The organism is Flavobacterium sp. (assembly GCF_039595935.1).
In the GTDB taxonomy this organism is placed as follows: domain Bacteria; phylum Bacteroidota; class Bacteroidia; order Flavobacteriales; family Flavobacteriaceae; genus Flavobacterium.
Map to the genome: position 1 here is coordinate 1 of NZ_JBCNKR010000007.1, position 12,801 is coordinate 12,801.

Here is a 12,801-nt window from a genome sequence, read left to right on the forward strand (position 1 = left end):
CGATGTTTTGCGCAATACTTTCTAACTGTCCAGATTGAGTATAATAAATAACGAGAACATTTTTCATTGAGGTTTTGTTGCTTTGGTTGCGAACAAAAATAAGTAAATTTATTTAAACGGATTTTTCTTGTTTAACGGATTGAGGGTTTACCACGAATTACACTAATTTTCACGAATGTATTGCGTAAAAAAGAATGTTTTTAACCACATGTTGAGATTTACAAAATTTCAGAGAGTATTAAATTAGTGAAAATTTGTGGCTAAAGAAAATTTTAAGGCTTCAAATCATTCCAGAAATCGAAATAATTAAACCATTGTAAAGGGTATTTTTTTAGAATGCTTTCTACACTTGTTACGTATTCTTTTAGCAATGCTTTTTCGTCGCGATGTTTTACTGTAGCTTCTCTTGCGTATAAATGATAATGTAAATTTGGCTCTTTCATAACATAAACGAAGACAACCGGAACTTTTAATCTCGAAGCAATTAAAAATGGTCCGGCAGGAAAGTTTGCTTCTTTGCCTAAAATATTTTCAGAAAGTGATTTTGTGCCTTCAAAATAGCGGTCGCCTGTAAAACAAACCAATTCGTTATTGGCCAAAGCAGCATTGATCTCAAAAATATGAGACAAATCTTCTTTGATAATGATGAATTTTACGGTTGGTTTTTGGGTAATGCTTTCCAAATAATTTTTGATGGCAGAATGCTCTAAATCTGTAGTAACTAAATTGATTTGAAAATCGATATCAATTTCTCCAAAAAAATGTTCGGCGATTTCAAAATTACCAACATGTGCGCTAATTAGTACACCGCCTTTTTTTTCTGCCAAAAGATTTTTTAAAGTCTCGATTCCGTCAAATTCATAGGTAAATTTGTTCCGCATTCCGGCCGAAATGGAAACTTTATCAATAATGGTTTGTCCAAAAGTGTAATAACTTTTGAAAACCATTTTTTTTGATTTAAAATAGGAGTATTGCAACCTTTCTTTAAAATAATAAAAAATAGCGCGATTGCTTTTCTTTAAAAATAAAAAGTAATAAGAGGCGACAAAATAAAGTAAAACATAAGCAGATTTAACACCCGCTTTTTGAATCAAAAAAACGAATATTCTATATCCTAAAACCGTTCCTTTTGATTTGCCATCCCATTCACTCATTAAGCTGTTTTGGCTTTTAATTTATTTTCGATAAGGTCATAGAAACTTTGGAAATCAGAGATTCCAACAAAATCAGCCTCAACTAGTTTTACGCCAAAGTTAGATTCTATTGAAACTACCAAATCAACATAATCTAAACTATCTAAGCCAAGTGTGTCTTTTAAATTAGCATTTGGTTCAATGTCATCATTGTCTACTTCAAATTCATCAACCAAAAAACCATTAATTTTTGCTATTATCTCTTCTTTATTCATTGCTCAATTTAAACTTTTTAACCACCAACGCAGAGTTGGTTCCTCCGAAACCGAAAGAATTGGACAAAAATATGTCAAATTTTTTGTTTAACGTAGTTTTAACTAAATTTAATTTTGAAGCATCTTCGTCTGGGTTTTCTAAATTGATGTTTGGCGCAATGAAATCGTTCTGCATCATTAGGATAGAGTAAATAATTTCACTTGCTCCGGCCATCCAGCATTCGTGTCCCGTCATCGATTTTGTTGAACTTACATAAGGATTTTTCTCACCAAAAACTTCAAAAATTGCTTTGGCTTCGTTTGCATCACCAACCGGAGTTGAAGTTGCGTGTGCATTTATATACTCAATATCGGTTGCTTTTAGTTTAGCATCGTCAAGTGCTCTCTGCATAGCTGTAGCCGGTCCTTCGACGTTTGGAGTAGAAATATGTCCACCGTTTGAAGAAAATCCGTAACCGGAAACTTCGGCAATAATGTTGGCTCCACGAGCAATAGCAGATTCGTAACTTTCAAGAATTAAGGTTGCTCCGCCGCCACTCGGGATTAATCCGTCGCGTCCGGCATCAAAAGGTCTTGATGCTTTTTCCGGATCACTTTCTCTGTTAGAAAAAACACCTAAACCATCAAAACTGCTCATGGCATATTTGTTAATTTCCTGTGCTCCTCCGGTAATAACGATATCCTGAAAACCGCTTTTTATTAAAAAATAAGCTAATCCTATAGAGTGCGAACCGCTGGCACAAGCTGCACTTACGGTTAAATTGATACCACGAAGTTTAAAAATTGTTGAAAGATTCATGGTAACGGTAGAATTCATCGATTTAAAAATCGCTCCGGAACCAATTAAGGCAGTATCTTTTTTCTCGCGTACAATATCTGTAGCATCAATAATGGCTTTAGAAACACTGTCGTTTCCGTACATAATTCCCACTTCGTGAGTTTCAAAAAAAGAATCGTCGATACCGGCATTTTTCAATGCTTCGATCGTGGCCATGTAAGCATATTCGGTTTCTTCGCCAATGCTCATACGTTGTCTTCGGGTCAAAAGATTTTTTAAATCAGCTTTCGGAACCATTCCGGTTAAGGCTGACTGAAAACCAAATTCTTTTCGTTCAGCATCGAACTGAATTCCTGATTTTCCATTATATAATGATTCCTTTACTTCATCTAAAGAAGTTCCGATACAAGAATAAATTCCCATTCCAGTAATTACAACTCTTCTATTCATCGTCTTTCAAAGTAATTTTTTATCCTTAAAGTGTAATTTTTACTAAGTATATTTTATATTCTTTAATTGGTATTGAAAGCATTTAAAAGCTATACATTTTTAGAGTATTATGCTTTAGGCTTCTAATTTTTTAACCGCAAATTTCACAAATTTCCGCAAAATTAATTTGTGTGAATTTGCGTAATTTGTGGTAAGAATCAGGTAAAAACTTAAAATATTATGCAAACATAGTATTCTTAAGAATATATTCCGCCGTTTATGTTAATAATTTCACCGGTAATATAACTTGATTTTTTTGAAATCAAAAAGCTTACCAAATCTGCAACCTCTTCGGCTTCACCAAAACGATTTACCGGAATTAATTTTAGTAACTCTTTTTCATCCAGCTCACTTGTCATATCTGTTCTAATAAAACCAGGGGCAACAGCATTAACGGTAATATTGCGTTTTGCTACCTCTTGTGCCAATGCTTTTGTAGCTGCTACAATTGCTCCTTTTGCTGCCGAATAATTAGTTTGTCCTGCAGTTCCTTTTACACCGGAAACAGAAACCATATTTACAATTCGACCGTATTTGTTGCGAAGCATTTTTTGAATAAAAAACTGCGTCACATTAAAAAATCCGTTTAAACTTGTGTTTACTACACCATTCCAGTCCTGAGGAGTCATCCACATAAAAAGACCGTCTTTTGTAATTCCGGCATTGTTTACAATAGCTTCTACAATAGCTTCCGGATTTGCTTCCTGCCATTGTGTTAAAACGCTTTGTACTTCTTCAAAATTGGCAACATCAAAACCTAAAATTTCTCCTGTTGCGCCTAATTTTTGAATTTCCTGAAGTGTTTCTTCGGCAGCGGTTTTCTTTGAATGATAATTAATAAGAATATGATAATTAGATTCAACGGCTAATTTTTTACAAATAGCACTTCCAATTCCTCTTGAACCGCCTGTTACTAATACACATTTCATTGATGTAAATTTTATTTTTTATTTCTTTTTCTTCGGTGTTGGTTTGACAGTTTGTTTTGTTTCCTGCTTTGGTTTTTCAAGAGCGATTTCATTTGTTTTAGGTTTTTCTACTGCAGCAGACTGAGAGAATAATTCAGCATTTTCAAACCATTGGTTTCCTAACACAGTTCCATCAGGTCTTAAAAATCCCCATTTGCCTTCATTTTTTACTCTTGCAAGACCATCAATAAAACCTTTGTCCTGCTGTACAAACAAAGCAATAACAAATCCGTTTGAAGTGATTCCGTATTGAGTTGGGATTACGAGTTTTCCAGATTCATTAATAAATCCCCAATTATTTTCTTTTACAGGAGCCAGACCGTTTGTGCTAAAAACTTCAGCATCAGTATAAGTTGGTTCAATTACAAATGTTCCTTTTAAATTGATATAACCCCATTTTTTTCCCACTAAAACAGGAGCTAAATTTTTTGAGAAAGCTTTTCCTTTATCATATATAGGCAGAATTACCCAATTTCCGTTTAAATCGATATACCCAATTTTTCCGTTCTTTTTGGCATAAGTTAAATCCTGAGTTTCAAAATCCCAGATTTTTTCGGCACCATCAATCGGAATGAATTTTCCGCCGCTTACCAATCCGAAAGTTTTATCTTTTCTTGCCCAGGTTGTACCTTTAAAATAGTTTCCAATTTCAGCGTAAACCGGTTCAACTAATTCTTTTCCGCTGGTATTTATAATTCCCCAGTTTTTGTTGAGTTCAACCTTTGCGTAACCATTTTCAAAAGGTTTGATCTGGTCATATTTTGGTTCTAAAACTACAGACAGTTTTGAATTGATTAATCCAACTTTATTTCCTTGTCTAATAAAAGCAACGCCATTATTAAAATCAAATATTTTTTCAGTTGCCGGAGCTTTTAGAATTTCTCCCTTTTTATCAATATAAACCCAGTCCTTATCTTTTTGTACTACTGCAATTCCGCTGTTAAAATCTTTAGCATTGTTGAAAGAAGAAGGAATTACCCAGCTTCCTTTAGTATCGATAAATCCCCATTTTCCGTTATCTTCTACTGCGGCTAAACCTTCAGAAAAGCTTTTGGCTGATTTGTATTGAGGCTCGATTTTAAAAGATCCGTCTTTTGAAATATATCCAATTTTTGAATTTTTTTTAACTAATGCCAGTTCTTGACTATTAACAAATTGAATGCAACTTAGCAACAAAAAAATAAGTGTTTTTTTCATGATTTTAAGATTCAATGTTTAATAATTAAAGCAAAACTCTTTGGGGCATATTTTAATCTATAGAAACTATAGTTTCTATGTAAAATCTTTTAATTATTGATCAAATAATCTTTTACATTTTGAACAAAAGGATACATTACCTGATCTTCTTTAAATGTTGGAATTATATTTCGAACATCGTCGTACCATTTTTTAGTAACAGATGAGATTTTATCTTTTTGTCCTAAATAATCAATTGCCTGAACAATAGTAATCATTTCGATTGCTAATACTTCAAATGAGTTTTCGATTACTTTAGATGTAATAACCGCAGCATTTGTTCCCATACTTACAATGTCCTGATTGTCATTGTTGTTCGGTATACTGTGAACATACATTGGGTTGGATAGCATTTGACTTTCGGCAGTTGTTGAGGTTGCTGTAAACTGAACTCCCTGCATTCCGAAATTAAAGCCTAATGTTCCTAAATTCACAAAAGGAGGCAGTAATTCGTTGATTTTTGAATTCAATAAATAATTCAATTGACGCTCTGCAAGCATTGTCAATTTTGTAATAACAATTTTCAGTTTATCCATTTCAAGCGAAATATAATCTCCATGGAAATTTCCTCCGTGATAAACGTGTTGGTTTTTTACGTCAATAATTGGATTATCATTTGCCGAGTTAAACTCGTCTTCTAAGATAGAAGCTACATTATTAATTGTTTCTAAAACCGGACCTAAAATTTGAGGTACGCATCTTAAAGAATAATATTCCTGAACTTTTTCTTTGAAAATTTCTTCGGTATTTTCTCCAGAATATAAATGGTCTTCTCTTTTACGTATTAATGTACTGTCTGAAAGATTCTGACGCATTTTTGCAGCAATTTCCTGCTGTCCTTTATGACGTTTTGTTTGGTTTAATTCTGCTGAGAAATGATCGTCATACGCCTGAACTAATTCGTTTATAGCGCAAGAAGATTTTAATGACCAGTCTAATAATTTTTTAGCGTGATACACATTTACAACCCCAATTCCGGTCATTACAGAAGTTCCGTTGATTAACGCAAGACCTTCTCTAATTTCTACCTGAATTGGTTTTAAGCCTTCGATTTCGAATACTTCCGGAGTTGGTCTTCTTTCGCCTTTATAAAAAACTTCACCTTCGCCAATTAAAACTAATGCTAAATGTGATAATTGTACTAAGTCTCCGCTGGCACCCACACCGCCGTGTTCAAAAATTAATGGCGTAATATCTCTATTGATAAGTTCAGACATTAAATGAATTACTGATGGATGAACACCAGAATTTCCTAATGAAAGCGTATTTAATCGCGCTAAAATAGCCGCTTTTGCACAAGCAGGACTTAAAGGTTTTCCTGTTCCTGAAGAGTGGCTTCTGATTAAATTATATTGAAGCTGAATTTGGTCAGATTCTTTGATTCTGTACTGCGCCATTGGACCAAAGCCCGTGTTTACGCCGTAGATAACTTTATTCCCAGAGAATTCTTTTAAGAAATTGAAGCTTTCGTTTACTCGGTTTAGAACAACATCGCTAATTGTAACTTTTTGATTTCCAAAGATTATGGCTTCAAACTCTGCTAAACTTAAATATTCATTAATTGTATTCATTAAATCGGTTTTGATTGTGCTAATTTAATTTTATTTATCAAAATAATTGTAGTTATTTTGATGAGGGCAAATGTAGGTTAATAATTGATAATATTTTTATTATGACAAAGGAGTTTGTAGATGTTTTAGTAATAGGCGCCGGACCGTCCGGATGTGTATCGGCATCGTATCTTCATAAAAACAATGTTAAGGTAAAAGTTGTAGAGAAACAAAAGTTCCCTAGACTGGTTGTTGGCGAAAGCTTAATACCGAGAGTAATGGACCATTTTGCTGAGGCAGAATTGTTTGATGCTCTTAATTCGATGAACTTTGAAAAAAAGCTTGGAGCCCGTTTTATTAGAGGCGAAGAGATTTGCGTTTTTGATTTCAGCAAAAAATTTGGCGAAGGTTGGGACTGGACCTGGCAGATTCCGAGAGCTGATTTTGATAACACTATGGCGCAGGAAGTTGTGCGAAAAGGTGTTGATCTTGAATTTGAAACGGAGGTTCTTGAAGTTACTTTTGAAGGAAAAAATTCTAAAACAATTGTAAAAGATAAAGACGGAAACTTAAAAGAAATCCATGCCAAATTTATTGTAGATTCAAGCGGATACGGACGTGTTTTACCAAGGCTTTTAGATTTGGATACGCCTTCGAAATTAGATCCGCATTCTTCGATATTTACGCACGTAAAAGATATTAACAGACCAGAAGGTGAGGAAGGAACGCAGATTTCGTTTGATATTTTAGAAACGGAGGTTTGGCTTTGGGTAATTCCATTTTCTAACGGAAATACAAGTTTGGGTGTTGTTGGGCCAACAGATTTTATTAATTCGCTTTCTGAAAATAAAGATAATGCCGAGGCTTTGAAAAACGCTATTCAGCTATCAGATTATTATATTAAGAGATTTAAAGGAACAGAATTTTTATTTGAACCTGTAAAACTGGAAAATTATTCGAGAGCTGTAAAAAGAATGTACGGAGATGGTTTTGCTTTAACAGGAAATAGTTCTGAGTTTCTTGATCCGGTTTTTTCGTCTGGAGTAGCTTTTGCAACTGAATCTGGAATGCTTGCAGCGAAATTATATTTGAAAGAATCACAAGGAATTCCTGTAGACTGGGAAGTTGAATTTACACAATATATGAAACGTGGTATTGGCGTATTTACAACTTATGTGCAGGAATGGTATACTGGAAACTTGCAGACTTTATTTTTCCATCAGCCGGAAAACCCTGAAGTTAAAGAAAAAATTTGTGCTGTTTTAGCGGGTTATGTCTGGAACGAAGAAAATTCGTTTGTCAAAAAACATGATCACGTAATTGCGAATATGGCGTATTTACTAAATATGCAAAAAGAACAAAGCCCTGAATAATCAGGGCTTTTTTTTATAATAAGATATAAAAGAATGTCTTTTATTTTGTTTTTTTAACGATAAGCTTAGACATTGATTTTGCCGTTTTAGCAAATCCTTCTCCAATTCTGGTTTCGTTGCTAAAGTTGCTTCCCCATTGATCTCCGGGAGCTTCATCACTTGTAATTTCTAATAGTACATTTGATTTATTAGCAGTTTCAACAAACTTTAGGTTTGTAGTAACTTTGGCTGGCTGTTTCATAATTCCAGCATCCCAGCCCGGATAAATCCATACTGCTTTTACTATTAAGGTATAAGGAGTGTTTAATCCTTCCTGAAAGTTTAAATCTTTTTTCTCTTTCGTTAATACAATGTTTGCAATCTCTAAAAATTTAGGCGTCCAGATTTGGTCTTTTGCTACACCCCATTTTTTCTCCCAGATATTTCCATTTCCTTTTGCTTTTTCGTCCAGATCGGCTTTATGTTCTTTTACATATTGCGCTTCCGACTTTTTTTCTTTCATCATAGTAAAGTCACTATAATCAAATACGGTATTAATTTCTTTTTGATCTTTTAAAAAGTCAAAGTTTCCTTTTACTACTTCCATGTCCTGAGCAAACGCTGTTCCTGAAATAATAAATAATGCAAAAATTAGTTTTTTCATTTTTTCCTGTTTTGGTTAATTACGGCGTTAAAAATAATGAAAATGATTATATGAATGTTTTTTTCTTGTTAAATTATAATTAGGATTTTAAAATACAAAAGACAAAAAAGGGATTCTAACCAGAATCCCTTTTTCTCTTCAAAATTACTTATTAAAAAATTACCAGAATTTAACGTACAATGCTACTATAATCAGTAATGTAATTACAATTAAAACTGTTGTTTGTGGTTTTACTTTAAACATTTCAGAATCTATTTCAAAAGCTTTTGGATTTACTTTTGGTCCGGCAAAACTGATTCCAATCATGGCTAACATGGTAAAGAAGAATGATAATCCCATACAAATGTGGAAAGGAATTTCGTACACAGGAACACCGCCTATAACTTTTCCAGTAGGCCATGCGGTATATAGCAAAGTGTCGTTTCCAAATAAAGCCGGAGCATATTCGTTGAATAATACAGATAAAAGAAATCCTAAAATTACCCCAACAATAGCGGCAGTTCCAGTAGTTCTTTTCCAGAACATACCAAGGAAGAACATAGCGAAAACTCCAGGACTAATGAAACCAGTGTATTTTTGAATGAATGTGAATCCACCTTCTCCTCCAATTCCAAGAAGGTCATTCCATGTAAATAAAACAGCTAAAAGCATTGCGGTAAAAACAGCGATTCGACCAATGTTTACCTGTTTTTTTTCGCCAGCTTCTTTTTGAATATATTTTTTGTGAACATCTAAAGTATAAATAGTAGAGATACTGTTTACTTTTCCAGCTAATGAAGCTACAATTGCAGCAGTTAATGCCGCAACAGAAAGTCCTTTAAGGCCTGTTGGAAGAAACGTTAACACAGCGGAATAAGCTCCATCTTTTCCTCCAACTAATTGTGGTAAATGACCGTCTTTGTATAAAACAAAAGCTGCGATTCCAGGAAGCATTACAATTAAAGGCATTAATAATTTTAACATACCAGCAAATAAAATTCCTGTACGAGCCGTTTGTAAATCTGCTCCAAGCGCTCTTTGTGTAATGTATTGATTACATCCCCAGTAATTTAAGTTGATGATCCAGATACCTGCAAGGTAAGACATCAAACCTGGGAAAGTTAAATATTTATTGATTTCAAGTTGAGATGAAGTTGCGGTTGGTCTTGGTATAATCATTTTGAAATGTTCAGGAGCTTCTCTCATTAAAACTTTAAAACCTGCAATTGCATTTTCTCCAACTCCAAAAGCACTCCCAACAGTTGTAAGCGCAATGTAAGAAGTTACTAAACCTCCAATGATTAAAACCGCAACCTGAATAACATCTGTATAAGCCACAACCTTCATTCCTCCAAGAGAAATAAATAAGGCAAACACAGCCAGACCAATCATAATAATGTGAAGATATCCTCCTCCCGCCAGACCGTCAATAGCAACTGCACCTAAATATAGAATAGAAGTTAAGTTTACAAAAACATATAAAAACAGCCAGAATACCGCCATAATCAACGCAGTCGATTCGTTGTAACGTGTTTTTAAAAATTGAGGCATAGTATATATCTTATTTTTAAGATATACCGGAATAAACCAAACGGCTACAATAATTAAAGCAACAGCAGCAAGCCATTCATAAGCAGCAACGGCGATTCCTAAAAAGAAACCTTCACCGCTCATTCCGATGAATTGTTCTGCTGAAATGTTTGATGCAATTAACGAAGCTCCAATTGCCCACCAGGTTAAATTTCCTTCTGCAAGAAAATATGCCTTAGCATCGTGCTCATCTTGTTTACGTTTGCGATAAACGGTGTAACCGTAGACAGATACTACGATGAAATAAATAATAAAAACCGCATAATCTGCGAGTGCGAGGTTTGACTTCATTGGTAATAGTATTTTAGATAATTAGTATAGGTGATTGTTTAAGTTAAAGTTTGAAATTAATATTTATGTGGTTTAATGTCTTTAAAAATGAAATATGTGTTTTTATTCTGTTATTTTTTTATTAAAACAAGAACGAAAGCCAAATTTAAAATAAAAACTGAAAAAACAACTATTTTAAATGTGTTATTTACATTTATAAGCGGATAATTCTGTTAAATTTTTAAATTACAGGTTTTAGCGTAAAATTTTAGTCAATTTTTACTGCAATTTTGTAATGTACTTCAGATTGTTGCCTTAAAATTTCAGCACTTTTTTCCGGAGTAATATCTCTTTGCGATTCTCCCATCATTTCGTAACCAACCATGAATTTTTTTACAGTTGCAGAACGAAGCAAAGGCGGATAAAAATGCATATGAAAATGCCATTCAGGATGATCAAAACCATCTGTTGGTGCTTGGTGAATTCCTGATGAATACGGAAATGAAGTATTGAATAAATTATCGTATTTGATTGTTAACTGCTTTAAAATTTTGGCATAAGCCGAAACCTCTTCAGCTGTAAAATCAGTTATTTTACTGATGGCTCTTTTGCTTACAATCATAGTTTCATACGGCCAGATTGCCCAAAACGGAACCAGTGCAACAAAATGTTCGTTTTCGATTACAATTCTAACTTCGGCTTTTAATTCGGCCTGAACGTAATCTTCTAATAAAGTTCTTCGGTTTTTATCGTAATATGATTTTAAGCTGTTATGTGTTTTTTCAACCTGAGTCGGCAGTGAGGACTGTGCCCAGATTTGTCCGTGCGGGTGAGGGTTGCTGCAGCCCATAACACTTCCTTTATTTTCAAAAATCTGAACGTGGTTGATGTATTTAATATTTCCTAAATCGGTATATTCTTTTTGCCAGGTTTTTACAATGTTTTCAATATCCGAAACTTCCATTTCCGGAAGCGTAAGATCGTGTCTTGGTGAAAAACAAACCACTCTCGAAATTCCCTGTTCTGGTTTTGCCTTAAAAAATGTGTGCTTGATGTCTTCCTCAAAAATAATTTCATCCTGTTTTAGGGCAGCAAAATCATTGTCGAATACAAAACTGTTTTTGTATGCGGGATTATGTACACCATTTGCACGAACATTTCCCGGACATAAATAACATTCAGGATCGTGTTTTGGAAGTGATTCTGTAGAAATAGTTTCATTTTGTCCCTGCCACGGACGTTTTGCACGATGAGGTGAAACCAAAACCCATTCATTAATTAAGGGATTAAAACGTCTGTGCGGATCTTCGTTAATGTCAAAATTTTTCATTGTGTTGTGTGTGGTATTAAAGTAATGTTGTTCCGTTTGAGATTTTTACGTCATAAAATTTTAATTGAATCCCAAATGTATCTAAATAAAGATTTGAAAACTTACTTTTTACCTCATTTTCATGTCCTTTTTTAATTAAATTTATAGTACAGCCTCCAAAACCGCCTCCCATAACGCGAGAACCTATAATGGCGTCGTCTGCTTTTGCAGTGTCTACAAGCATGTCCAGCTCAGCGCAGCTTACTTCATATTCCTGCGATAAACCATAATGCGTTTCAAAAAGCAATTGTCCTAAAAGTTCTATATCACCGTTATCAAGTGCTTCGCAGGCTTTTATAACTCGGTTAATTTCTTTTACAACAAAATGAACTCTTTTAAAAACTGTTTCATTCATTTTATCCTGAATGCTTAAAAGCTGCTCTTCAGAACAGTCTCTGAAACTTTTTACTTCAGGGAAATTTTCTTTAATAATCGCTAAACCTTGTTCACACTCAATTCTGCGCGTGTTATATTCAGATGTAAAAAGAGAATGTTTTACATTACTATCCATCAAAATCAATGAATAATCTTTAAAATCGGCATTATGATATTCAAAATCAAGCGTGTTGCAATCAAGTTTTATAACCTTATTTTCAAGACCGTGAACACTCGAAAACTGATCCATAATTCCGCAGTTAATACCAACCCAGTGTTCTGCTTTTTGTCCTAATAATGCTATTTTAACTTTCTCAATTTTTAAATCAAAAAGTTGTTTAATTCCGAAAATCATTCCGCATTCTAAAGCCGCAGAAGAAGACAATCCAGAACCAACCGGAATATTACTGCTAAAAACACAGTTGAAACCATCAAACGAAAATCCTTTATCCTGCAATTGTTTGATAACGCCGCGAATGTAATTTGTCCAAACAGCTTCGCTTAGTTTTACTTCTTCGGTTAAATCAATTTCAAATTCTTCATTTAAATCAATGGCAATGATTTTTGATTTTTTAGAATTACTTTTTTCAAAAGCAAAACAAATCACTTTATCAATCGCGGCTGGCAGAACATAACCGTCATTATAGTCAATATGTTCTCCGATAATATTAATTCTTCCCGGAGAAAGGACTACTTTTTCTGGCTTAGAGCCGAATGATTTCTCAAAAAAAGCAGTCGTATTTTGTATTAAAATGTCATTCATTATATTGTAA

11 protein-coding genes are annotated in these 12,801 nt (G+C 33.9%); 1 reads left to right on the forward strand and 10 read right to left on the reverse strand.

Annotated features, from left to right (window positions below):
- Nucleotides 1–272 precede the first annotated feature (272 nt).
- The 6 genes from ABDW27_RS23585 to ABDW27_RS23610 form a co-directional block, all read right to left on the reverse strand.
- Nucleotides 273–1,154, reverse strand: a complete 882-nt coding sequence (locus tag ABDW27_RS23585) for a lipid A biosynthesis acyltransferase (RefSeq protein ID WP_343696236.1) — start codon at nt 1,152–1,154, stop codon at nt 273–275.
- Nucleotides 1,154–1,408: a phosphopantetheine-binding protein gene (locus ABDW27_RS23590; protein ID WP_343696237.1), complete on the reverse strand. Its 255-nt coding sequence runs from the start codon at nt 1,406–1,408 to the stop codon at nt 1,154–1,156. The genes ABDW27_RS23585 and ABDW27_RS23590 overlap by 1 nt, the downstream gene beginning before the upstream one ends.
- Entirely contained in the window at nt 1,401–2,636 is a 1,236-nt protein-coding gene (locus tag ABDW27_RS23595; protein ID WP_343696238.1) for a beta-ketoacyl-[acyl-carrier-protein] synthase family protein, read from the reverse strand. Before ABDW27_RS23595 ends, ABDW27_RS23590 begins: the two co-directional genes overlap by 8 nt.
- Nucleotides 2,637–2,872: 236 nt before the next feature.
- A complete protein-coding gene (fabG, locus tag ABDW27_RS23600) occupies nt 2,873–3,604 on the reverse strand; it encodes a 3-oxoacyl-ACP reductase FabG (RefSeq protein WP_343698152.1) in 732 nt (243 codons plus the stop codon).
- Between the two features lie 18 nt (nt 3,605–3,622).
- Nucleotides 3,623–4,840 (reverse strand): WG repeat-containing protein, encoded by a 1,218-nt coding sequence (locus ABDW27_RS23605; RefSeq protein WP_343698153.1) that lies wholly within the window; start codon nt 4,838–4,840, stop codon nt 3,623–3,625.
- Nucleotides 4,841–4,929: 89 nt separating this feature from the next.
- Nucleotides 4,930–6,450, reverse strand: coding sequence for an aromatic amino acid ammonia-lyase (locus tag ABDW27_RS23610; protein ID WP_343698154.1), 1,521 nt, complete (start codon nt 6,448–6,450; stop codon nt 4,930–4,932).
- A gap of 101 nt (nt 6,451–6,551) precedes the next feature.
- Here ABDW27_RS23610 and ABDW27_RS23615 point away from each other — a divergent pair, with 101 nt between their 5' ends.
- Entirely contained in the window at nt 6,552–7,802 is a 1,251-nt protein-coding gene (locus ABDW27_RS23615) for an NAD(P)/FAD-dependent oxidoreductase (RefSeq protein WP_073414971.1), read from the forward strand.
- Between the two features lie 40 nt (nt 7,803–7,842).
- On the opposite strand, the gene ABDW27_RS23620 is transcribed toward ABDW27_RS23615, so the two are convergent.
- From ABDW27_RS23620 to galK, 4 genes are all read right to left on the reverse strand, one after another.
- On the reverse strand, nt 7,843–8,445 hold the full coding sequence (locus ABDW27_RS23620; RefSeq protein ID WP_343698155.1) for a hypothetical protein: 603 nt from the start codon (nt 8,443–8,445) through the stop codon (nt 7,843–7,845).
- A gap of 159 nt (nt 8,446–8,604) precedes the next feature.
- The gene (locus tag ABDW27_RS23625) at nt 8,605–10,305 is read right to left on the reverse strand and encodes a sodium/sugar symporter (RefSeq protein WP_343698156.1); all 1,701 of its coding nucleotides are present in this window, start codon (nt 10,303–10,305) and stop codon (nt 8,605–8,607) included.
- A 247-nt stretch (nt 10,306–10,552) separates the two neighbouring features.
- A complete protein-coding gene (locus tag ABDW27_RS23630) occupies nt 10,553–11,614 on the reverse strand; it encodes a UDP-glucose--hexose-1-phosphate uridylyltransferase (RefSeq protein WP_343698157.1) in 1,062 nt (353 codons plus the stop codon).
- Nucleotides 11,615–11,630: 16 nt separating this feature from the next.
- Nucleotides 11,631–12,791 carry a galactokinase gene (galK, locus tag ABDW27_RS23635; protein ID WP_343698158.1) on the reverse strand — a complete coding sequence of 387 codons (1,161 nt, stop codon included), beginning with the start codon at nt 12,789–12,791 and terminating at the stop codon, nt 11,631–11,633.
- Between the last annotated feature and the right edge of the window lie 10 nt (nt 12,792–12,801).

Excerpts from the sequence above, each read along its gene's own strand:
- fabG (WP_343698152.1), bottom strand. The coding sequence starts at position 3,604 with ATGAAATGTGTATTAGTAACAGGCGGTTCAAGAGGAATTGGAAGTGCT.
- galK (WP_343698158.1), bottom strand. The coding sequence starts at position 12,791 with ATGAATGACATTTTAATACAAAATACGACTGCTTTTTTTGAGAAATCA.
- ABDW27_RS23620 (WP_343698155.1), bottom strand. The coding sequence starts at position 8,445 with ATGAAAAAACTAATTTTTGCATTATTTATTATTTCAGGAACAGCGTTT.
- ABDW27_RS23610 (WP_343698154.1), bottom strand. The coding sequence starts at position 6,450 with ATGAATACAATTAATGAATATTTAAGTTTAGCAGAGTTTGAAGCCATA.
- ABDW27_RS23615 (WP_073414971.1), top strand. The coding sequence starts at position 6,552 with ATGACAAAGGAGTTTGTAGATGTTTTAGTAATAGGCGCCGGACCGTCC.
- ABDW27_RS23585 (WP_343696236.1), bottom strand. The coding sequence starts at position 1,154 with ATGAGTGAATGGGATGGCAAATCAAAAGGAACGGTTTTAGGATATAGA.
- ABDW27_RS23630 (WP_343698157.1), bottom strand. The coding sequence starts at position 11,614 with ATGAAAAATTTTGACATTAACGAAGATCCGCACAGACGTTTTAATCCC.
- ABDW27_RS23590 (WP_343696237.1), bottom strand. The coding sequence starts at position 1,408 with ATGAATAAAGAAGAGATAATAGCAAAAATTAATGGTTTTTTGGTTGAT.
- ABDW27_RS23625 (WP_343698156.1), bottom strand. The coding sequence starts at position 10,305 with ATGAAGTCAAACCTCGCACTCGCAGATTATGCGGTTTTTATTATTTAT.
- ABDW27_RS23605 (WP_343698153.1), bottom strand. The coding sequence starts at position 4,840 with ATGAAAAAAACACTTATTTTTTTGTTGCTAAGTTGCATTCAATTTGTT.
- ABDW27_RS23595 (WP_343696238.1), bottom strand. The coding sequence starts at position 2,636 with ATGAATAGAAGAGTTGTAATTACTGGAATGGGAATTTATTCTTGTATC.